Annotated in this window: 24 protein-coding genes; 12 read left to right on the plus strand and 12 right to left on the minus strand. The window is 40.8% G+C overall.

Annotated elements, in window-relative coordinates:
• The first annotated feature begins 35 nt into the window (after positions 1-35).
• The 6 genes from ACE01T_RS01925 (at position 36) to ACE01T_RS01950 (ending at position 4,919) form a co-directional block, all read left to right on the plus strand.
• Positions 36-1,127, plus strand: a complete 1,092-nt coding sequence (locus ACE01T_RS01925) for a porin (RefSeq protein WP_180043445.1) — start codon at positions 36-38, stop codon at positions 1,125-1,127.
• 446 nt (positions 1,128-1,573) lie between these two features.
• Positions 1,574-1,765, plus strand: coding sequence for a cytochrome oxidase putative small subunit CydP (gene cydP / locus ACE01T_RS01930; protein ID WP_086196309.1), 192 nt, complete (start codon positions 1,574-1,576; stop codon positions 1,763-1,765).
• Complete coding sequence (locus tag ACE01T_RS01935; RefSeq protein ID WP_180043443.1) at positions 1,765-3,351, plus strand: cytochrome ubiquinol oxidase subunit I; 1,587 nt, start codon at positions 1,765-1,767, stop codon at positions 3,349-3,351. Before cydP ends, ACE01T_RS01935 begins: the two co-directional genes overlap by 1 nt.
• Positions 3,348-4,493, plus strand: coding sequence for a cytochrome d ubiquinol oxidase subunit II (cydB, locus tag ACE01T_RS01940; RefSeq protein WP_086196311.1), 1,146 nt, complete (start codon positions 3,348-3,350; stop codon positions 4,491-4,493). Before ACE01T_RS01935 ends, cydB begins: the two co-directional genes overlap by 4 nt.
• Positions 4,494-4,517: 24 nt before the next feature.
• Complete coding sequence (cydX, locus tag ACE01T_RS01945) at positions 4,518-4,619, plus strand: cytochrome bd-I oxidase subunit CydX (protein WP_002120988.1); 102 nt, start codon at positions 4,518-4,520, stop codon at positions 4,617-4,619.
• Between the two features lie 3 nt (positions 4,620-4,622).
• Positions 4,623-4,919, plus strand: a complete 297-nt coding sequence (locus ACE01T_RS01950) for a cyd operon YbgE family protein (RefSeq protein ID WP_086196312.1) — start codon at positions 4,623-4,625, stop codon at positions 4,917-4,919.
• A gap of 46 nt (positions 4,920-4,965) precedes the next feature.
• Here ACE01T_RS01950 and ACE01T_RS01955 read toward each other — a convergent pair whose 3' ends face one another.
• The 7 genes from ACE01T_RS01955 to pyrG form a co-directional block, all read right to left on the minus strand.
• The gene (locus ACE01T_RS01955; RefSeq protein ID WP_180043441.1) at positions 4,966-5,640 is read right to left on the minus strand and encodes a DUF6988 family protein; all 675 of its coding nucleotides are present in this window, start codon (positions 5,638-5,640) and stop codon (positions 4,966-4,968) included.
• A gap of 62 nt (positions 5,641-5,702) precedes the next feature.
• Positions 5,703-6,839 carry a rod shape-determining protein RodA gene (gene rodA / locus ACE01T_RS01960; protein WP_180043440.1) on the minus strand — a complete coding sequence of 379 codons (1,137 nt, stop codon included), beginning with the start codon at positions 6,837-6,839 and terminating at the stop codon, positions 5,703-5,705.
• Positions 6,840-6,940: 101 nt separating this feature from the next.
• On the minus strand, positions 6,941-7,639 hold the full coding sequence (gene ispD / locus ACE01T_RS01965; RefSeq protein ID WP_180043438.1) for a 2-C-methyl-D-erythritol 4-phosphate cytidylyltransferase: 699 nt from the start codon (positions 7,637-7,639) through the stop codon (positions 6,941-6,943).
• Complete coding sequence (locus ACE01T_RS01970) at positions 7,629-8,033, minus strand: septum formation initiator family protein (RefSeq protein ID WP_180043436.1); 405 nt, start codon at positions 8,031-8,033, stop codon at positions 7,629-7,631. The genes ispD and ACE01T_RS01970 overlap by 11 nt, the downstream gene beginning before the upstream one ends.
• Positions 8,034-8,042: 9 nt before the next feature.
• Positions 8,043-9,332 (minus strand): phosphopyruvate hydratase, encoded by a 1,290-nt coding sequence (gene eno / locus ACE01T_RS01975; RefSeq protein ID WP_086196318.1) that lies wholly within the window; start codon positions 9,330-9,332, stop codon positions 8,043-8,045.
• 60 nt (positions 9,333-9,392) lie between these two features.
• Positions 9,393-10,250: a 3-deoxy-8-phosphooctulonate synthase gene (kdsA, locus tag ACE01T_RS01980; RefSeq protein WP_086196319.1), complete on the minus strand. Its 858-nt coding sequence runs from the start codon at positions 10,248-10,250 to the stop codon at positions 9,393-9,395.
• 32 nt (positions 10,251-10,282) lie between these two features.
• Positions 10,283-11,923, minus strand: coding sequence for a CTP synthase (gene pyrG / locus ACE01T_RS01985; RefSeq protein ID WP_180043435.1), 1,641 nt, complete (start codon positions 11,921-11,923; stop codon positions 10,283-10,285).
• Positions 11,924-12,149: 226 nt separating this feature from the next.
• Between pyrG and ACE01T_RS01990 the strand changes: the two genes are divergently transcribed.
• The 3 genes from ACE01T_RS01990 (at position 12,150) to ACE01T_RS02000 (ending at position 13,930) form a co-directional block, all read left to right on the plus strand.
• Entirely contained in the window at positions 12,150-12,569 is a 420-nt protein-coding gene (locus ACE01T_RS01990) for a prolipoprotein diacylglyceryl transferase (RefSeq protein ID WP_180043433.1), read from the plus strand.
• A 258-nt stretch (positions 12,570-12,827) separates the two neighbouring features.
• Entirely contained in the window at positions 12,828-13,304 is a 477-nt protein-coding gene (locus ACE01T_RS01995) for a CinA family protein (protein ID WP_180043431.1), read from the plus strand.
• Between the two features lie 2 nt (positions 13,305-13,306).
• Entirely contained in the window at positions 13,307-13,930 is a 624-nt protein-coding gene (locus tag ACE01T_RS02000) for an aminotransferase (protein WP_180043429.1), read from the plus strand.
• 33 nt (positions 13,931-13,963) lie between these two features.
• Here ACE01T_RS02000 and prpC read toward each other — a convergent pair whose 3' ends face one another.
• Together prpC and prpB are read right to left on the minus strand one after the other, a co-directional pair.
• Entirely contained in the window at positions 13,964-15,100 is a 1,137-nt protein-coding gene (gene prpC, locus ACE01T_RS02005; protein ID WP_180043427.1) for a bifunctional 2-methylcitrate synthase/citrate synthase, read from the minus strand.
• Positions 15,101-15,137: 37 nt separating this feature from the next.
• Positions 15,138-16,013, minus strand: a complete 876-nt coding sequence (gene prpB / locus ACE01T_RS02010; RefSeq protein WP_086174234.1) for a methylisocitrate lyase — start codon at positions 16,011-16,013, stop codon at positions 15,138-15,140.
• Between the two features lie 336 nt (positions 16,014-16,349).
• Here prpB and ACE01T_RS02015 point away from each other — a divergent pair, with 336 nt between their 5' ends.
• The 3 genes from ACE01T_RS02015 (at position 16,350) to ACE01T_RS02025 (ending at position 18,606) form a co-directional block, all read left to right on the plus strand.
• Complete coding sequence (locus tag ACE01T_RS02015; protein WP_086196325.1) at positions 16,350-17,000, plus strand: TetR/AcrR family transcriptional regulator; 651 nt, start codon at positions 16,350-16,352, stop codon at positions 16,998-17,000.
• A gap of 114 nt (positions 17,001-17,114) precedes the next feature.
• Positions 17,115-18,035, plus strand: a complete 921-nt coding sequence (gene argF, locus ACE01T_RS02020) for an ornithine carbamoyltransferase (RefSeq protein WP_180043425.1) — start codon at positions 17,115-17,117, stop codon at positions 18,033-18,035.
• A gap of 100 nt (positions 18,036-18,135) precedes the next feature.
• Complete coding sequence (locus ACE01T_RS02025) at positions 18,136-18,606, plus strand: hypothetical protein (RefSeq protein ID WP_180043423.1); 471 nt, start codon at positions 18,136-18,138, stop codon at positions 18,604-18,606.
• 25 nt (positions 18,607-18,631) lie between these two features.
• Here ACE01T_RS02025 and ACE01T_RS02030 read toward each other — a convergent pair whose 3' ends face one another.
• The 3 genes from ACE01T_RS02030 to clpS all read right to left on the minus strand — a co-directional run bounded on the left by ACE01T_RS02030 (position 18,632) and on the right by clpS (position 21,816).
• Positions 18,632-18,985: a YnfA family protein gene (locus ACE01T_RS02030; RefSeq protein WP_180043421.1), complete on the minus strand. Its 354-nt coding sequence runs from the start codon at positions 18,983-18,985 to the stop codon at positions 18,632-18,634.
• A gap of 131 nt (positions 18,986-19,116) precedes the next feature.
• Positions 19,117-21,393 (minus strand): ATP-dependent Clp protease ATP-binding subunit ClpA, encoded by a 2,277-nt coding sequence (gene clpA / locus ACE01T_RS02035; protein ID WP_180043419.1) that lies wholly within the window; start codon positions 21,391-21,393, stop codon positions 19,117-19,119.
• Between the two features lie 9 nt (positions 21,394-21,402).
• Positions 21,403-21,816 (minus strand): ATP-dependent Clp protease adapter ClpS, encoded by a 414-nt coding sequence (clpS, locus tag ACE01T_RS02040; RefSeq protein ID WP_180043417.1) that lies wholly within the window; start codon positions 21,814-21,816, stop codon positions 21,403-21,405.
• Between the last annotated feature and the right edge of the window lie 8 nt (positions 21,817-21,824).

A 21,824-nucleotide genomic window follows, 5' to 3' on the forward strand; every position in this document is an offset into this window, starting at 1 on the left:
AACCGCCCCATAAAAGTGTTTTTGGAGAAATTTCAATGAAAAAATTGCTTCTCGCTGCTACAGTAGCAACCTTAAGCGTAAGTGCAGCGCAAGCAGCACCAACTTTGTACGGTAAGTTAAACGTTACCGTAGACCAAGTGGACAACAATAAGTTTGATGGCAAAAACGTTACAGAAGTAAACTCCAATGCTTCTCGCTTAGGGGTAAAAGGCGAAGAAAAATTGACTGATAAATTATCAGCAGTTTATTTAGCTGAGTGGGAAGTTTCAACTGATGGCAATAAAGATAAAGACTGGGGAATGCGTAACCGTTTCTTAGGTCTTAAATTTGCCGATATCGGTACATTAAAAGCCGGTAACTACGATTCTTACTTCAAAACTGCTGCAGGCAATAACCAAGATATTTTTAACGATCACAACCACCTTGATATGACCAGCATGCTATATGGTGAAGATCGTTTAAGTAACTCAATCGGTTTTGAAACTGATAAAAAATTACTGGGCGGCCTGCAATTCAGCATTATGGCACAGCAAGGTGAAGATTCAGCGACTGATAATAATACCAAAGGTCAAACAGGCACACGTAATGGCTTTGGTGATAGCATCTCGACTTCACTTAGCTACGACAACAAAGACTATGGTGTAGCTGCAGCAATTGCAGGTAACTTTGGCGTGGCAGGTAAATACAACGCTTATAGCCTAACAGGTATTTATTCAGATGCAGTTCGTGTGACTGGTTCTGTTGATTTAACTAAGGCGGGTGTAAACGGTCTGGTATTTGGTGCCCTATGGCAAACAGCTCAACCTACAGATGATACAGTATCAACGACAAGTGGTACTCCTTCTGTAACAACTTCTTATAAAGGTTTACAAGAAGATGCTTACGGTATTACTACTGCCTATACAATTCCATCTACACCATGGAAATTAAAGGCTGAATATCTATCTGCCAATACTTCTGTAGACAATAAAACTGACCGTCAAATCGACCAGTACGGCGTAGGTGTCGATTATAACCTAAATAAACAAGCACGTTTCTACGGTGTTGTAGGTCAGCAGAAGCGTGACTGGTTAACAAAAGATGATAAGAAAACTGTGATTGGCCTGGGTATGGAATATAACTTCTAAGCCCTCTTCATTTACTTAGAAAGCTATTAAAAAGACCACATTCGTGTGGTCTTTTTTTTGAGGCAAGAATTTTAACTTCCTCTCTCATTCCTCCTGCATTTTAAGTCAAGGTGTTTAATTGGATTTATATAAAACATATTAAATGGAATTTCAAACAAGAATAATTATCAATTAATTATTTATATCCCCTAAAAAGATACAAGTGTTTTAGTTGGAGTTAAAAGTATATATAAGTATTTTAGTCAGAATTAAAAATTAAATACGCAGTGTTTTAGTCAACTTAATAATCGCAAAAAATCAGTATATTTTTTATCACAACCTTAACATAAATTATTGTTTTAAAAAACAAATATAATATATTTTTATTTTAATTGTTTCATCTATTTATTTTTAGTTATTTTTTGTTTAATAATATAGATCAAGTTTAAAAAAATAGGCTTATTTGTATGAGCTTAATACCGAAAGATTACAATCAACGTTTAGTTCGAGAGATCGCAATCATATTAATAATCAAGGTTGCTCTCCTACTGACGATTAAACACATCTGGTTCGATGCCCCTACTATTCCTCAAAATTTTGACACTCAAGTTGCCGAGCATATTGCTGGCAGCCCTTCCCAAATCAAGGAGACACGTTGATGATTTCTGAAAGCGTGGTCGATCTTTCGCGGTTCCAATTTGCAATGACCGCGTTGTATCACTTTATATTTGTACCTCTTACACTTGGTCTGGCTTTTATTCTTGCCATTATGGAAACCACCTATGTGATTTCCGGTAAAGAAATTTATAAGGACATGACTAAGTTCTGGGGAAAACTTTTTGGTATTAACTTTGCCTTAGGTGTTACCACAGGTTTAACCATGGAGTTCCAGTTTGGTACAAACTGGGCGTACTATTCGCATTATGTCGGTGACATTTTTGGTGCGCCACTCGCTATTGAAGGATTAATGGCATTTTTCTTGGAATCGACTTTTATTGGTCTATTCTTCTTCGGCTGGGACCGGCTTTCCAAAGTTCAGCATTTAGGCGTGACCTGGCTGGTTGCACTGGGTTCCAACATGTCGGCACTTTGGATTTTAGTCGCCAATGGCTGGATGCAAAACCCTGTGGGCGCAGAGTTCAACTTTGAAACCATGCGTATGGAGCTGGTTGACTTCGGCGCACTGATTTTCAACCCGGTGGCTCAGGTTAAATTTGTCCATACAGTATCTTCAGGTTATGTCACTGGTGCCGTTTTCGTTTTAGCGATTTCCAGTTTCTACATGCTGAAAAAACGTGATTTACCTTTTGCACGCCGTTCTTTCGCTATTGCGGCAATCTTTGGTTTAGCCTCTACATTCTCAGTTATTTTACTGGGTGATGAATCAGGTTATGAACTGGGTGATGTACAAAAAACCAAATTGGCTGCAATTGAAGCAGAATGGGAAACTCACCCAGCACCTGCTCCATTTACATTGTTTGGTATTCCAAATCGGGAAGAACAACGCACTGACTACGCCATCAAAATTCCATATGTGATGGGTATCATTGCCACACGTTCTCTTGATAAAGAAGTGACTGGCCTGAAAGACCTGATGGTTCAACATGAGCTTCGTATCCGTAATGGTATGACTGCATATGCCGAACTTGAAAAACTTCGTGCAGGCGACCGCTCACCAGCGCTGATGGCTTCGTTCAAAGAAAATCAGAAAGACTTGGGCTATGGCTTACTTCTTAAAAAATATACACCAAATGTAGTAGATGCTTCTGAAGAGCAAATCAAAGCAGCGACCAAGGATACTGTTCCTAACGTAACTGCCCTGTTCTTCTCGTTCCGTGCCATGGTGGCTTCTGGTTTCTTGATGCTGCTTCTGTTTATCCTTGCAACTTTTGCAGTCGCTAAACGCAATGCAGAAAGCAAACCTTGGTTACTTAAATTTGCGCTTTACGGCTTACCATTACCATGGATTGCTACACAAACTGGCTGGTATGTGGCTGAAGGTGGTCGTCAACCATGGACAATTGGTGAGGTTCTACCTACACATCTCTCTGCTTCAAGCTTAAGCACTGGTGATATTTGGGGTTCAATCCTGGCACTTGCAGCGTTCTATACAGTACTTCTAATTATCGAAATGTACTTGATGATCAAATTCGCTCGCTTAGGTCCAAGTTCTTTACATACTGGTAAATACCACTTTGAAAAAGGCGCTGATCAAAACCACGCTGCTGCGGAGGCTCAATCATGATCGAATATGAATTACTCAAAATTATCTGGTGGGTTTTGGTAGGTGTACTACTGATTGGCTTTGCCCTCACCGATGGCTTCGATATGGGCTCTATGGCAATCATGCCATTCGTGGGCAAAAACGATGAAGAGCGTCGTGCGGCAATTAATACCATTGCCCCGCACTGGGACGGTAACCAGGTCTGGTTCATTACAGCTGGTGGTGCACTGTTTGCTGCATGGCCAATGGTTTATGCAACAGCATTCTCCGGCATGTACTGGGCACTATTACTGGTACTGTTTGCCCTGTTCTTAAGACCTGTAGGTTTTGACTACCGCTCTAAACTTGAGAACAAAAAATGGCGTAACTCTTGGGACTGGGGTTTGGCTGTTGGTGGTGCAGTTCCTGCTTTAGTCTTCGGTGTTGCCTTCGGTAATATGTTCCTGGGTGTGCCGTTTACTTTAGATGAAACCGTACGTTCAACTTATACTGGTAGCTTCTTTGCCCTGCTCAACCCATTTGCCCTGGTTTGTGGTATTGTCAGCTTATCCATGCTGAGTGCGCATGGTGGTGCGTGGTTGATGCTTCGTACCGATGGCGACTTGCATGCACGTTCTGCCAAAGCAACTCAATTGATGGGTGTGGTATTCTTGGTTTGCTTCCTGGGCGCTGGAGCATGGTTATACTTCGGTAATATTGAAGGTTATACTTTAGCGCAACCATTTGATACCAATGGAGTTGCAAACCCTCTTGCCAAAGAAGTCATTACCAATGGCAACCATGGCTGGATGAATAACTACTCGACTTACCCAATCACTATGATTGCACCGATCATGGCAATCTTGGGAAGCCTGATTGTAATTGCCGCTGCTGCGAAAGCCAAAGCAGGTTTAAGCTTCCTGGGTACATCGCTGATGGTAATTGGGGCAATTTTAACAGCTGGTTTTGCATTGTTCCCATTCCTTATGCCTTCAAGCATCAACCCTGTTGCCAGCTTGACCATGTGGGATGCCGTATCAAGTAAAAACACACTGACTGTAATGACTGTTGCTGCCTGTATTTTTGTTCCAATTATTTTGAGTTACACCACTTGGTGTTACTATAAGATGTGGGGCGTAATTACCAAAAAACATATTCAAGAGAATTCACACAGCCTGTACTAAGGCTGTGTTTTAGGAGATAAAATTATGTGGTATTTCGCATGGATTCTCGGGATTTTAATGGCGTGCTTTGCAGGCGTATTAAGTGCCCTTTATATCGAACATCATCAAGATTTGGATGAGGAATAAACAATGACAGAGATCGCAATGACAGCAGAAGGAAGCAAGCCAAATAAATTTGTAATGGCCATTTCATTTTTGATGGCATTGCCTCTTGCTACGGTGTTGCTAATTCACCCAGCCCTCATGCTCGATGCCAATGGTCACTATAATCATAGAGCCTTGATGATGATCATGATTGGCATTTCAGGTGGATTTATTTACGGCGTAGGATTTCTGCCTAAGTTTTGGCTGTGGAAATGGCTATTTAGTCCATATATCGCATGGCCATTGATGATCTGGGGTTATTACACCTGGTTCCTCACCTAATTCTTTAAACGTTCTAAAAAGCCCACATTTGTGGGCTTTTTTACATCTACTTATAACGCGCTAAAATCTTTTCCCGCTCTTCTTTCGATATATCTTCAGGCAACATAAAACATTCACGATACTTTTGAAGAAAAATCTGAATAAGCTTTTGACAATCAGGCAAAGTATGTTTTAAATAAATCTGTGCACTCATCATTGTTAAATTGTTAGATTGCTTAATAATCAATTTTTTGTGTTCATCACCCAAACCAAAGGTGTGACGCAAAAATGTTTGCTTCCCACTATGTACAATTGAATTAAGATAATCCAAAGAGAATAACTTGAACTCTTCGAGTTGAGCGACAATATGCTTGATTTCCTGAATTTCCTTCAAAGCTTCAATCATCGGCGTTGCAGTAAAACGGCTAATACTTTTATGTTCCTTTAAAGTAAGCTGCTCTATTGAATCCAGCACGCCCAACTCACACACTTGCTCATCCGTTGCTACAAATAATATCCAATAAGCACGCACTAAAGATTCAAATTGTGTACGAAACAACGCAAGAGCCGATATAAACAGTTCAGTTTCTAATAATGTTTTAACCGCTAATCCATGTTCAATCGATATGTCACAACACTGATATACTAAATCTAGACGTAGCCCGCCATCTACAAATTCAGACTGCGATAATTCTTGATTTAATTCATTAACCATCGTCATTGATTGTTCAAATAAATCCATTTATTTTCCCCCAAAAATAAAAAAGCCAGATCAAATCTAGCTTTTTAATATTAATATCAACATCAACGATGGGTATGGATCGACATCACAATCCCCATACTCGCCAGTAATGAAATTACTGCCGAGCCACCATAACTCATCAGTGGCAGAGGGTCCCCAGTTACAGGTAAAATTCCGCTGGCCATTCCTGAGTTTAAAAATACAAAGAAAAAGAACGTCAGCCCGATAGCACCCGCATATAAGCGTCCAAAATTATGAAAACTATTCAAGCCAATCATCAAGCAACGGATAATAATTGCAGCAAACAGACTAAATAATAAAAATACCCCGACAAAGCCATATTCTTCAGCATAGGCAGACATAATGAAGTCGGTATGATTTTCAGGCAAGTAACCCAAATGCGACTGAGTACCGGTCAAATATCCTTTCCCGGTTAACCCCCCAGAACCAATAGCAATTTTGGACTGGATGATGTTCCAGCCAGCACCCAATGCATCGGACTCAGGATCAAATAAGGTCAAGATACGTTTCTTTTGATAGGTTTGCAGTACAAACATCCATAAAACCGGTGCTGCAACAGCCAAAGCCGTCAGAGCTCCCAAAATCAAACGCCAAGACATGCCACACAGAAACAAGACAAAAACACCGGGAATAATCAGACCAATGTTCAAATCTGGTTGTAGTGCCACCAGTACAAACGGAATCATCATCAGGATGAGCCCAGTCACGATCTGCAAAAAGGTAGGTGGAAATACACGACGTGAAAAATACCATGCCATCATCAGCGGCATGGCAAATTTCATGATTTCACTGGGCTGCATACTACCAATGCCCGGAACCGTCAGCCAGCGCTTTGCCCCCAAACGCGTATCACCAATCACCAGAACCAGCACCAGTAGCACCATGCCCAGCATATAAAAATATGGACTGACCGCCTGATAAACTTTTGGCGGAACCTGGGCACATAAAAACATGAGGATGAAACCGACACCAAAACTGGTGGCCTGACGAATCACCATACTGCTATCTTGCAGAGTTGCGCTATAAACCACCATCAATCCCAATATTGAATTCAATACCAGAAAAGAAAGCAGCCATGGATCCAAGTGTAATTTGGCCCATCTGGATGAGTCATGTTTAATGCTTCTACCATCACGTAAAGAGTGACGTAAAAAACGATACTGGGGGGATGGTATCATTTGAAATATTTGAACAAGCTAGAGACAGCGCAAATTATAAGTTTAAAGTGTTTAAATAACATCATTAAGTCCCATATTTCTGCATTTTTATCTTGTAGACTTTAAACTGCTTGCTGGGAGGCTAAGATTAAACGCGCCAACTCCAGATCATCGGCATAGGTAATTTTAATATTATCTGATCGACCCTGTACCACTTTTACTGGTTCACCCACGTACTCCAGAGCACTGGCTTCATCGGTAATGGTCATACCATCCTGCAATGCTTTTTCAATGGCATGTTTTAAGATACCTAATCTTGAGATTTGGGGTGTCTGAGCTTGCCATAAATGGTCTCGACTAACTGTCTTGGCAATTGTATTTGCATGTGCAACATATTTTAAGGTGTCACGAACGGGAATCGCCAAAATCGCACTGCAATTTTCCTGAATAGCCGTATTCACCAACAGCTGCAAGCAGTCTTGGGTCACACAAGGACGTGCGGCATCATGTACCAATACCCAATCCTCTTCAGCTGCAAATGCTTCAAGATAGCTTAAGGCATTCAGAACCGAATTCACCCGTTCTGCGCCACCCGGACAAAAATGAGCCTTTTCAGGATGGGAGAATGTCAAGGTTTTTGCAACATCATCCTGTGTACCAATAGCCAGAACATAACCTGCCAAAGGCAACTGATTCAGACGTGCAACGGTATGCTCAAGTACGGTTAGATCTTGAATCTGTTGATATTGTTTAAGTTCAGTTTTAGAAAAACGACTTCCGGAACCAGCAGCAGGAATAACTGCCCAAATTTTATGGTGCACTTTCTACGGGTGCTCCAGTTTCATTTTCATTGGTTCTTAAATCTGCTTTGGCATTTGGATCAATATAAATAGGCTTATAGTTTGTACTAATAGTACTCATTTGTACAAAAGTTTCATGCGGCTTGATCAAGCCCAAGTCTAAACGCGCATGCTCTTCAATGGCTTCAATACCATTTTTCAAGTCATAAACTTCAGCAGCGAGAACTCGGTTACGTTCTTTAAGTTCCGTATTTAATTCTGTTTGTTGTTGAATTTTTTCAGCCAGTTTTTGATGGTCATGGTAACCACCTTCACCAAACCAGAATAAGTACTGAAACCCTGCGATCAAAATGATCGCAAGGCCCAATAATGCTTTACTCACTTTGGAGTCAAATACATTGAATAGAGATAGCATGATATGTGCTTAGTTCAAACCTTTGAACTCAGCTTTACCGCGATATGCAGCTTTAGTCAATTCTTCGATACGAAGTAATTGGTTATATTTTGCTACACGGTCAGAACGGCAAAGTGAACCTGTCTTGATTTGACCCGCTGCTGTACCTACTGCAAGATCAGCAATAGTCGAATCTTCAGTTTCGCCTGAACGGTGAGAAATTACTGTAGAGTAACCATTTGCTTTCGCAAGATAGATAGCATCTAGAGTTTCAGTCAAGGTACCGATCTGGTTGTATTTGATCAAGATAGAGTTAGCAACTTTCTCATTGATACCGCGTTGAAGGATTTTTGGATTGGTTACGAACAGGTCATCACCCACCAACTGGATCTTGTCGCCAAGGATAGAAGTCAGGTAAGACCAGCCTTCCCAGTCAGACTCATCCAGGCCATCTTCAATCGAGATGATTGGGTATTGGTTTACAAGACCCGCAAGGTAGTCAGAGAACTGGTTGCTTGTGAATGCTTTGTTGCCTTCGCCAGCAAGAATGTACTGACCATCTTTGTAGAATTCTGAAGATGCGCAGTCAAGTGCAAGCATGATGTCAGAACCCGCTTTATAACCCGTTTGCTCAATCGCAGAAAGGATTACAGTAATCGCTTCTTCATTTGAACGTAAGTTTGGTGCAAAACCACCTTCATCACCCACCGCAGTATTCAAACCTTGTTTCTTTAAAACTGATTTTAAAGAATGGAAGATTTCAGCACCCGCACGTAACGCTTCAGAGAATGAAGTAAAGCCCACTGGCTCAATCATAAACTCTTGAATGTCAACGTTGTTATCTGCGTGTGAACCACCGTTCAAGATGTTCATCATTGGAACGGGCATAGTTAAAATGCTGTTGTTACGAAGGTCTGCGATGTATTGGAAAAGAGGAATTTTCTTTTCGTCAGCAGCAGCACGTGCAGCAGCCAAAGATACCGCTAGAGTTGCGTTCGCACCTAGTTTTTCTTTGTTTTCTGTACCGTCAAGCGCGATCATTGTGTTATCAATATCTTTTTGTTCAAAGACTGATTTACCCAACAATGCGTCACGAATTACTGTGTTAACGTTGTTAACTGCAGTTTTAACGCCTTTACCCAAGTAACGTGCTTTATCGCCGTCACGAAGTTCTAAAGCTTCACGAGAACCAGTTGAAGCACCAGATGGTGCACATGCACGGCCAACTACGCCAGATGCCAAGATTACGTCTGCTTCGATGGTTGGGTTACCACGAGAGTCCAAAATTTCACGTGCACGAATGTCAACGATTTGACTCATGAACAATTCCTCAGTTGATGAATAACGCGATGCTTTAGAAGGCATCAAGGTGTATATGATTTAGTGTGTATCTAACTTTTTGAAACCTTTAACCAAGGTATCCAATTCTTTCAGCTGCGCCAAGAATGGCTCCAGTTGCGACATACGAAGTGCACAAGGACCATCACATTTAGCATGTTCAGGATCTGGATGAGCTTCCAAGAATAAACCCGCCAGACCAGTGGCCATACCCGCACGAGCCAAAGTGGTAATTTGCGCACGGCGACCGCCCGCAGAATCTGCACGCCCACCTGGAGTTTGCAGCGCGTGGGTGACATCAAAGAATACAGGCACATTCATTTCTTTCATGATGTCGAAGCCCAGCATATCTACAACCAGGTTGTTATAGCCAAAGGCCGAACCACGTTCACAAAGAATCAGCTTGTCATTTCCGGCTTCCAGACACTTATGCAAAATATGGCGCATTTCGTGTGGCGCAAGGAATTGTGCTTTTTTGATATTGATGATGGCATCGGTTTTTGCCATAGCTTCAACCAGATCAGTCTGACGGCTCAAGAATGCTGGAAGCTGGATAATATCCGCCACTTCAGCAACAGGTGCAGCCTGATAAGGTTCATGTACATCAGTAATGATGGGTACATTGAAGTGTTTTTTAATGTCTGCTAACCACTCGATCCCTTTTTCCAAGCCTGGGCCACGGAAAGAGTTCAAGCTTGAACGGTTGGCTTTATCAAAACTTGCTTTAAACACGTAAGGAATTTCCAGACGTTTGCAGATATCAACATAAGTTTCTGCAATTTCAAAAGCAAGGTCTTTTGACTCAAGTACATTCATTCCGCCGAATAATACAAATGGCAAGTGATTTGCCATTTGTATATCGCCTAAACGTACAATTTCTTGTGGTTTTAATTGCGACATTTAAACTTTCCTAGTTTAGTCTTGCCCAGCCATTATTTGGTTTTTTGGTACTGTTTTTTCGCAGCATCAATAAAGCTGGCAAATAATGGGTGCCCATCACGTGGTGAACTTGTAAATTCCGGGTGGAATTGTACAGCAATAAACCAAGGATGTTGAGGAATTTCAACTGTTTCTACCAAATGTTGTACTGGTGAATAACCTGAAATCTTCAGACCTTTCTCTTCTAGCGCAGGAATGAAACGGTTGTTCATTTCATAACGGTGACGGTGACGTTCGATAATTTCATTCGAACCATACACTTCTGCAGTTTTTGTACCTGCAACCAGCTCAGATTTTTGCGCACCTAGACGCATGGTTCCGCCAAGATCAGAATCTACAGAACGCTGTTGAACTTCGCCACGCTCATCCAGCCATTCGGTAATCAAACCAATTAAAGGTGATTTGGTTGAACGGTTGAATTCTGTGGATGACGCATCCGTGATACCCGCTACGTTACGCGCGTATTCGATCACTGCCAACTGCATACCTAAACAGATACCAAGGAATGGCACACCGTTTTCACGTGCATATTTAATTGCCAGCATTTTGCCTTCAGTACCACGCTCACCAAAACCGCCCGGAACCAGAATGGCATCTGCATCTTTAAGCGCTTCATTCACATCTTGGCTTTCAAGATCTTCAGCATTGACATAGTCAATTTGGACTTTGACACGGTTTTTAATGCCCGCATGAAGAAGTGCTTCGTTTACAGATTTATATGCATCTGGAAGCTCAACGTATTTACCTACCATCGCCACACGTACTGTGTATTCAGGGTTTAATAAAGCTTCTACAACATTGTCCCAGTCTGAAAGATCCGCTTCAGGCAGGTCGTTATAACCAAAACGTTCACAAATTAAATCGTCAACATCCTGTTCATAGAACGTACGCGGGATTTGATAAATAGTACGTGCATCTTTACAGACCACAACCGCACGCGCTTCCACGTTAGTGAATAATGCAATTTTACGGGTTGTATCTGCATCAACATCATGCTCGGTACGGCAGATTAAAATATCTGGTTGAATACCAATCGATAACAACTCTTTCACTGAGTGCTGAGTCGGTTTGGTTTTCAGTTCTGCTGCTGACTTGATGTATGGAAGTAAAGTCAAGTGCATCAACATGGTACGTTTATGACCAAGCTCTACCATTAACTGACGTACAGATTCCATGAATGGGAGAGATTCGATGTCACCTACTGTTCCGCCAATTTCCACAATTGCGACGTCATAGCCTTCGCCAGCGCGAAGCACACGTTCTTTAATATTATCGGTAATATGTGGAATAACCTGAACAGTACCACCCAGATAGTCACCACGGCGTTCTTTATTTAAAACATCCTGATAAACACGACCTGATGTGAAGTTGTTCAGTTTGGTCATTTTCGCACGACGTAAGAAACGTTCGTAATAACCCAAGTCTAAGTCAGTTTCAGCACCATCCTCTGTGACAAAAACTTCACCGTGTTGGAACGGACTCATCGTTCCTGGATCGACATTAATGTATGGATCCATTTTGACCATGGTCACTTTTAAACCACGGGCTTCTAAAAGCGCAGCCACAGATGCAGCTGAAATACCTTTACCTAGTGATGATACAACACCACCAGTAACGAAAATAAAATGGGTCATTAAGTTTCTCGTACAATGGAGCCTAAATTGGCCTACAATGTTGTGCGATTTTACTTTACTCTGTACCAATAAAGCAAAGTCATTCCGCATCAATTCATAGAACAATAAACAATTGGTTATTCTATCAGCATTTCCGATAAAAAATTAGGGTAAGCTGATAGGATTTTTATATTTGTATTTGCTGTTATAATAGCAACATCCAATTAATGCTTTATTTTGTGCGATTATGAATAACAAACTTTTACTTTGTGGTGCTATTGCAGCAAGTTTACTTTTAACAGCATGTGTAAAAAAAGAAACTCCAAAAGAAGATGAGCAAGAACAGGTTGAAACAACCGAGCAAACTGAACAAATGAATCAGCCTGCAGAAGCTGTACCTTTGGAAGCTATGGAAGATAACAACGCTCAAGCTCCAGCGCAGGTAGAAGTTGAACGTGAAGAAACGCCAAATACAACTACAGTCATTCGTCGTGAAGTGCGTGAAGCTCCTCAACAGACTACAACTGAAACTGCTCAAGCTGAAGCACCAAAAGCTCAACCAAAACCTGCTTCAGAAGCCCCAGCCAAATCAAATAATGAAGCTCAGTCTGAAGATGATGCAGTAGCTGCGGCCATTGCTGCGGCAACACCTGCATTGGATCAATAAATTCAGTCAGTTTTAAAGACCCGTCTTTATGGCGGGTTTTTTATTGTGGTTTACCAGAGATCGAAAATAATTTATAGATTCTAAATAAAATTTTTATTTAAAAACGATCGAGATAAAGTTAAGCACAAAGAACATAGATTTAAAAAACATGAACCGAAAAATGAAAAACTGATTTTTTGTCTTTCACCATATTTTGAGTGAAGTCTACCCAAGATAAAAAATTTGAACTAAATAGTATTGATTTTGAGACACAAACCTATGCTAAAACAATGTTGTGATTTGCTTGAAACACATCAGTTAAAAATTGCTTTTATTGAAAGTGCCAGTTCTGGCTATCTTTCCAGTCAGTTTTCTATTTGCAAAAACAGTGGCGCAGAAATTTTACTGGGTGGGCTGGTCAGTTATGATCCCTCAATCAAGATCAATATCCTGCATATTGATGCTGAACTGATAGAAAAATACACCGCAGAATCTGCTGAAGTCACAGAAGCAATGGCAAGGCAAGGAAAAAATCTCTTTACTCAAGCCGATATTATTGTTGCTTGCACGGGTTTACTGAAACCTGGCGGTAGCGCAACAGAAAATAAACCTGAAGGCACATTTTTCACCTCAATTTTATATTTAAATAAAATACACAATTTTCAATATTTTATTGAGGGTACAGCATTAAAACGCCTTGATGTTTTAACTCAATATATTGCAGATGAAATCATCAAACTTATTCAGAGTGTTTAGTGATGTTTAAACTCAAAATGTTCACATTCGGATTAATCCTGCTGCCATGCAGCAGTTTTGCAACCGTAGGTGGTCCTCAAAATATCGAAGTATTGGGCTATGAAAACAAAGAGCAAAAAGTCTATCTGCTTAAACATTATCTTGATGGTCGTGGTCGCCTACCGCAACTTTATTATTATCAATTTAAAAATACCCAGCAACCGGCAAAGCTGATTCAGGTGAATTCGCTATATATTAATCCTAAAACCAAGAAAATTGATTATGACCAAGATAGTCGGCAGTTCGATAAGGAAATAGTAAAAATTAAAAAGCGGCTTAACCCTCTTGCACCACTACCTAAATCAAGCATCAAGATTCAGGTATTAAAGAAAATCACCTCTAAAGAAAAATCTTGCTATGATCCGAAAGAATATATTCCGAAATATACTTATACATACCAACTCAGCAGTCAAAGCTTGAAAAGCCAGATCCATCAGGCAATCGATTATCGCCACGGATTAAGCATATCCCAAGCTTATAAGATTCCCCGGCAACAGAAGATATTAGCGGTGGTTAAATACCTGGGCATTCCTTTTGAAACAGGTTACACCATTGAAGATCCAGTTTTACTGACTGCAAAAAAATAAAGCCTCCGAAGAGGCTTTATTCATGCTTTTATCTTAAGCTACAGTACGCTCTGCAATTGGAACCACTTTACGCAGTTCAGGGCCGGTATAATCCGCACTTGGACGAATAATACGGTTGTCTGCACGCTGTTCCATTACATGGGCTGCCCAGCCTGTTACACGGCTCATTACAAAGATTGGTGTGAACAATTTGGTTGCAATCCCCATGAAGTGGTAAGCAGATGCATGGAAGAAGTCTGCATTACAGAACAATTTCTTCTCGCGCCACATCACCTCTTCACAGCGTACTGATACCGGGTAAAGTACTGTATCACCGACATCTTGAGCTAAACGCTCAGACCAGATTTTGATGATGCCATTACGTGGGTCATTGTCTTTATAGATTGCATGACCAAAGCCCATGATCTTTTCTTTACGCTCCAGCTTACCCAGCATTTCGCGTTCGGCTTCTTCTGGAGAGGTCCAGTTTTCAATCATTTCCATCGCTGCTTCATTGGCACCGCCATGTAATGGACCACGAAGTGAACCAATAGCACCAGTAATACATGAGTGCATATCAGACAACGTAGATGCACACACGCGCGCAGTAAATGTAGATGCGTTGAATTCATGCTCTGCATAAAGAATCAGCGACACATTCATCACCTGTTCATGCAATTCATTCGGTTTTTCACCACGCAGTAAATGCAGGAATTGTGCACCAATTGAATCATCATCGGTATTTTCTTCAATGCGCACGCCATCGTGGCTATAACGATACCAATAGCAAATAATTGCAGGTAAAGTCGCCAAAATACGGTCGGCAACATCTTGCTGCTCATCAAAAGATTTTTCAGTTTCCAAGTTGCCTAGCATGGACACACCGGTACGCATCACATCCATCGGATGCGAATCTGCCGGAATGCGTTCCAACACTTCTTTCAACGCTTGTGGAAGCTGACGTAAAGATTTCAATTTGGCCTTATAAGCCGCAAGCTGTTCAGTCGTTGGCAATTCACCAAAGAAGATAAGATAAGCCACTTCTTCAAATTGGCAATTTTCCGCCAGATCCTGCACATCATAACCACGATAGGTTAAGCCTGCGCCACTCTTACCAACAGTAGAAAGTGCGGTTTTACCTGCAACCTGTCCACGTAATCCTGCACCTGTCAGTACTTTTCCTTCAGCCATTTTTAATTCTCCATTTTGAATTATTTATTTAAAAAATTTATTTAAACAATTTATCTAAAGTGTTCTCAAACGTATGATAATCAAGAAACTCGTAAAGCTCTTTACGCTGTTGCATCTTGTCCAATACATTCACTTGCGTACCGTTTTCACGGATAGAACGCATCACTTCCAATGCCGCTTTCTGCATTGCACGTGTCGCAGACAGTGGATAAAGTACCATACGAATACCTTGTTCACCCAACTCATCTACGGTGTAATAAGGCGTATCACCAAATTCGGTAATATTTGCCAATACAGGCACACCTACAGCATCACACACTGTACGATACATGGTAATGTCAGTCATCGCTTCAGCAAAGATTGCATCCGCACCAGCTTCAACACATGCACATGCACGGTCAATCACCGCTTGTAAACCTTCTTTTTGCAAGGCATCGGTACGCGCCATCACCACAAAGTTTGAATCAGTCTTGGCATCCACCGCTGCTTTAATACGGTCAACCATTTCCTGCTGGGTCACAATTTCCTTGTTTGGACGGTGACCACAACGCTTTTGTGCAACCTGATCTTCAATATGAACGGCTGCAGCACCAGCCGCAATCATCTGTTTAACAGTACGGGCGATATTAAATGCTCCGCCCCATCCCGTATCAATATCTACAAGTAAAGGCGTATCGACACGCTCAGTGATACGACGTACATCTTCCAGAACATTGTCCAAACTGGTCATACCCAAGTCAGGCAATCCGTAAGAATAGTTGGCAACTCCTGCGCCCGATACATAAATGGCTTTATAACCCACTTCTTTCGCCATCATGGCTGCATAGGCATTCACTGTGCCGATAATTTGTAATGGCTTTTCAACTTCCAGTGCTTGTCTAAATCTTAAGCCTGCAGACATTTGTTGTGTCATCTTCCTTTCCACAGTTTAACTTTATTTATCGAAGTTTGAGTATATCCATAAACCTCTGTTTGGCCATGACTCTTTAGAATTTTTACTCTATAACTTTAGTCAAATAATTCTCAAATTTATTGCACAATAAATTTTCGTGATATTAGATATTATTTATTTTTGATAAACACAGCTTTTTTGTATTCTAAATAAGCTAAATTTGAGCTATTTTCTAAAATAATGACTTTTTCAGTTCAAATCATGCCGTACGCGAGTACACTTCTACACAGCACGCTTTACATATATTTGTTATAATAACAATCTCCCTCCTATTTAATTGTTAGTTTTTTATCCAATATGCATAAAATCGCCCATTTAGCTCCTTTAGGTAAAGATATACCACCAACCAAGCGTGGTCATGAGCGATGTGTGGCATTATTAGTCAGTGCAACCGACCTGTTTTTAGAACGTGGTTACGATGCAGTATCACTGGATGATATTGTGCAACACGCAGGCGGATCTAAGGCTTCAATCTATAAATACTTTGGCAATAAAGAAGGCTTATTCAAAGCAATTTGTGATTATCGTCGGGAACAGTTTTTTAAAGATATCTGCATCCCTTTTGAACACGGTAAAGATGATCTTCGTGTCTATTTAATCCAAACCCTGATAAATGTTAAGCAACATTTGATGCTTCCAGAAAATGTAGCCTTCCTTCGTTTAATTATTGAACAGACACAGCGCAGCCCACAGCTTGCTCTTTACATTCACGAACAGGGTCCAAAGCATATTCAAATCGCCATAGCCAATGCGCTAACCAAAGCCGATGAAATCGGGATTATTCACTGTAAACAACCGATTTATTCTGCTCAACTGTATTTTGGCATTATCCGCAATATTGAATGGTGCGTACTTATGGGTGTGCCAATCCGTGAAAATGATCAAGAAACCATCAATTACATTACTTATTGTGTAGATCGCTTCCTGGAAGGCCATCAACCCCGTTAGATTTTTTGCAATTTGTCTCGCATATAGTATATTAGCCGATTCCGTATTTTTTTCTTAACCAACCAGCAACTAATTACTGATAATTTATTTTCAGCGGTTATTGTGGAGTAAATGATGGCTCTCCGTCACTTTCTAACTTTACGTGATTTATCGACTTTAGAACTTAACCAAATTTTGCAACGCGGGATCGAACTCAAGCGTAAGCAGCATAACAATGAAGTTTTCCAACCTTTCGTTGGTAAAGTCATGGGTATGATTTTTGAAAAATCGAGTACTCGTACACGTGTTTCGTTTGAAGCTGGCATGAGTCAATTCGGTGGTAGCGCAATCTTTCTTTCTTCACGTGACTCCCAACTTGGTCGCGGTGAGCCAGTTGAAGATTCGGCACGCGTAATATCAAGCATGCTGGATATCGTAATGATCCGTACTTTCGGCCATGATATCGTTGAGCGTTTTGCTTCTTATTCAAAAGTACCTGTAATCAATGCATTAACAGATGATCACCACCCTTGCCAACTATTGGCTGACATGCAAACTTACCTTGAACACCGTGGTTCAATTGAAGGTAAAACCGTTGCCTGGATTGGTGATGGCAACAACATGTGCAACTCTTATATTGAAGCTGCACACATGTGGGGCTTTAAATTAAAAATTGCTGCACCTAAAGGCTATGAACCACAAGAAAAATTTCTGACTGAGTTTGCTCATTGCGTCGAACTTGTCGATTCAGCTGAAGATGCTGCGGTAAATGCCGATCTGATTGTGACTGATGTCTGGGCAAGCATGGGACAGGAAGAAGAGCAAAAAATCCGTGAACAAGCCTTTGCTGATTATCAGGTCAATGAACGCTTAATGGACCTTGCTCACCCAGATTGCTTATTCATGCACTGCTTGCCAGCTCACCGTGGCGAAGAAATCTCAGAAAACATGCTTGATCACAAAAATGCTGTGGTTTGGGATGAAGCTGAAAACCGCCTGCATGCACAAAAAGCACTGGTTGAATTCTTAATTAATGAAAATTTAAAGAAAGATTAAATTTTCAGCCTCAAGTTTTCTAAAAAAGTACCTTCGGGTGCTTTTTTTATGCCTATAAATTGTTTAATTTAAATCATAAGTATTCTCAGTGATGATGATCATGCCATTTAAAACAATATTTTTATGTTTAAGCACTTTTCTTATATTTAATACCGCACATGCCAAAGCCACCGAGCTCGACCAATATTTTGTTAAAAAGCAGATTCTGGATTCATCTTATAAAATTAAAGACCATAAAGCGCTGAATGAGATTTTAGATGTCATCAGTGATGAAGATTCGCGCACATTGCCTTTCCAGATCGATCAAAACATGCTGATGGAAAAATACCAAATGAGCGCGAATGGGGTAAAAATTGAAGGCATTATCACCACGCCTGATTTTACCCAGTTTGCCCAAGATGTTGGTGAAAAGGAAGTCAAAAAACTGCTGAGAAAAAATATTTTGCAGAACTGCAGCTTGTTGTTTGAAAATGAATTTCAACGTGTAAATCCCTATCATGTTGAATTAAAGCTGTCATCCGAAAGTAAAAACTATGACTTTAAGATTAAGAACAGTGAATGTTCTTTTTAAAAAGCTGTCTGATACGTTAGGCTAACTAACGTATCAAACCTTGCGGTTGTAAAATAATAATGCTTGCCCCAATCATCACTACAATTCCGCCCAGTAAATCCCAGCGACTTAATGCCACCTGATCAACAAATCTTAACCACATCAGTGCGGTAAAAATATAAATTCCACCATAGGCTGCGTAAATTCGTCCCGATGCAGCAGGATGTAGAGTGAGTAACCAGACAAATGTAGCCAGTGCCAGGACCGCTGGAATCCAAAACCACTGAGTTTTTCCCTGATTTAAAATAAGATAGGGAAAATAACACCCCAGAATTTCCATCACAGCAGTGACAAGAAATAAAAAGACCATGTTTAAAACTTTGGTAATTTGAATATCCATAAATTAAAGGTTACATCCGATTTCATTTTTCTAAAGATTTTGAAAATCATACTTGAGGTAAAACACAAAAAATTTAGATTGAAGCAAATAAAAACCCGTGCGAACACGGGTTTTTTATGAGTTATTTTTAATTACGCAGGTTCCGCAGTCTGATCTTCAAACACTTCCAGTTTAAGACCGACTGCTTTGCCATTCTCTTTCTTCACTGAAACTGCAACATTGCCGCCATGTTCTGCCAATTCACCAAAGAGAATCATCTCGGCAAGCGGTTTTTTCAGGTGTTCCTGAATCAGACGCTGCATTGGACGAGCACCCATCAAACGGTCATAGCCATTTTCGGCCATCCATTCACGTGCACTTTGATCCACTTCAAGAATGACTTTTTTATCATCCAACTGCGCCTGAAGTTCAGTCAGGAATTTATCCACGACATTTTCAATAATTGTGGTTGGCAATGCCTTGAATTGAATCACTCCATCCAGACGGTTACGGAATTCTGGAGAGAATGCGCGTTTCATTGCTTCCTGATTGTCATTACTATTATCTTGTTCTCTAAAACCAATGCTGGCACGTGAAATACTTTCTGCACCAATATTGGTGGTAAGAACCAGAATCACATTACGGAAATCTGACTTGCGACCATTATTATCTGTTAACGAGCCATGATCCATAATCTGCAATAATAAATTAAACACATCAGGATGCGCTTTTTCAATTTCATCCAACAGCAATACGCAATGTGGATTTTTATGAATGGCATCGGTCAGCAAACCGCCCTGATCAAACCCCACATAACCCGGAGGTGCACCAATTAAACGTGAAACTGCATGACGTTCCATGTATTCCGACATATCGAAACGGACAAGTTCCACACCCAGTAATTTTGCCAACTGTTTGGTGACTTCGGTTTTACCTACCCCGGTTGGGCCTGCAAACACAAAGCTACCCACAGGTTTCTCCGGTGATTTCAAGCCAGCACGCGACAATTTAATTGCAGAACCAAGTGCTTCAATGGCTTCATCCTGACCAAAGACCACACGTTTAAGATCACGCTCCAGATTTGAAAGCACCGTTTTATCATCTTTCGATACTGTTTTCGGCGGAATACGGGCAATCTTGGAGATGATATCTTCAATATTTTCAACCGTGATTAACGTATCGTCTTGCTCGGCTTTCAAACGGCGCTGAGCACCTGCTTCATCAATTACATCAATTGCTTTATCTGGCAAGAAACGGTCATTAATAAACTTGGCTGATAGCTCTACCGCTGAAACCAGCGCTTTATCATCATATTTGACATGATGAAAATCTTCAAACTTCGATTTCAAGCCACGTAAAATATCAATGGTTTCCGAAATTGAAGGTTCATTGACATCAATTTTCTGAAAACGACGTGACAAGGCATGATCTTTTTCAAAGACTTGGCGATACTCTTGGAACGTGGTTGAACCAATACAACGTAACGAACCATTCGATAAAGCCGGTTTAATTAAGTTTGATGCATCCATGGTGCTGCCCATGCTTGAACCAGCCCCAATAATCATGTGAATTTCATCAATAAATAACACGGCTTCTGGTTTCTTTTTCAACGCATTCAAGAGTTGTTTCAAGCGTTTTTCAAAGTCACCACGGTACTTGGTTCCTGCAACCAGAGCTCCAATATCCAGACTATATATTTCTGCATGGGCTAATGGCTTCGGTGCTTTACCATTAACAATCAGCCAAGCCAGTCCTTCTGCAATCGAGGTTTTACCAACCCCCGGATCACCAACCAGCAAAGGATTGTTTTTACGGCGACGACATAAAATCTGTGCTGCACGTTCAATTTCTTTTTCACGCCCGATCAAAGGATCGGTTTTACCTTTTTGCGCTTCTGCATTCAAGTTAGTGGTATATAGATCGAGTGGGCCTGCATTTGAAGAACTCGATGTTTCTCCATCCAGCTCTTCCACTTCCTCTTCAGCCTGTACGTCTTCTTTACGTGTACCATGCGATAAATATTGAGTTAATGTTAAACGATTAATTTGATGACGTTTAAGCAAGTAAACCGCAAAAGAATCACGTTCAGAATACATCGCAACAAGAATGTCTGCACCTTCAACAGTTCGATCTCCACCACTTGATTGCACATGGAAAATCGCACGTTGCAGAATACGATCAAAGCTTTCCGTCGGATGTGGTGCCTGATCACTATGTTCGCTTAATTTAGGGGTGTGTTGCTCAACATATTCTTCCAGTTCCTTGCGAAGAACGATAATGTCCGCACCACATGCTTTTAACGCATTTACTGCAGAGTCATTATCAAGTAAAGCCAACAATAAATGTTCAACCGTGAGAAACTCATGTCTCTTTTGACGAGCCATGCTTACAGCCAAACGTAATGATACTTCTAATTGACGACTGAGCATGTAATCCCCTTAATCTTTTGGCTCAATCTGACAAAGTAATGGATGACCTTGAGACCGAGCATAATTATTGACTTGGTTCGCTTTCGTTTCCGCAATGTCTCGTGGATAAACGCCTGCAACACCTTTCCCTTCATAATGTACAGTTAGCATTACTTGGGTCGCTTGGTCAAGATTCAAAGCAAAGTATTGTTGTAAAATTTCAATTACAAAATCCATAGGGGTGTAATCGTCATTCATCAAAACAACAGCATATAAGGGGGGACGCTTTAATTCAGGGGGAGCCGTTTGTACTGCAACATCCCCTTCAGCGTCATCCTGCGAGTCATTACTTAAGCGTGGACTAATATGCCAGTCGACATATCCCGATTGATGAAAAGAATTTTTGATGGTGTTTAAACAATAATGACGCTTATTCATTCGCATAGGATTTT

The organism is Acinetobacter uliginosus, assembly GCF_044130295.1.
GTDB lineage: Bacteria > Pseudomonadota > Gammaproteobacteria > Pseudomonadales > Moraxellaceae > Acinetobacter.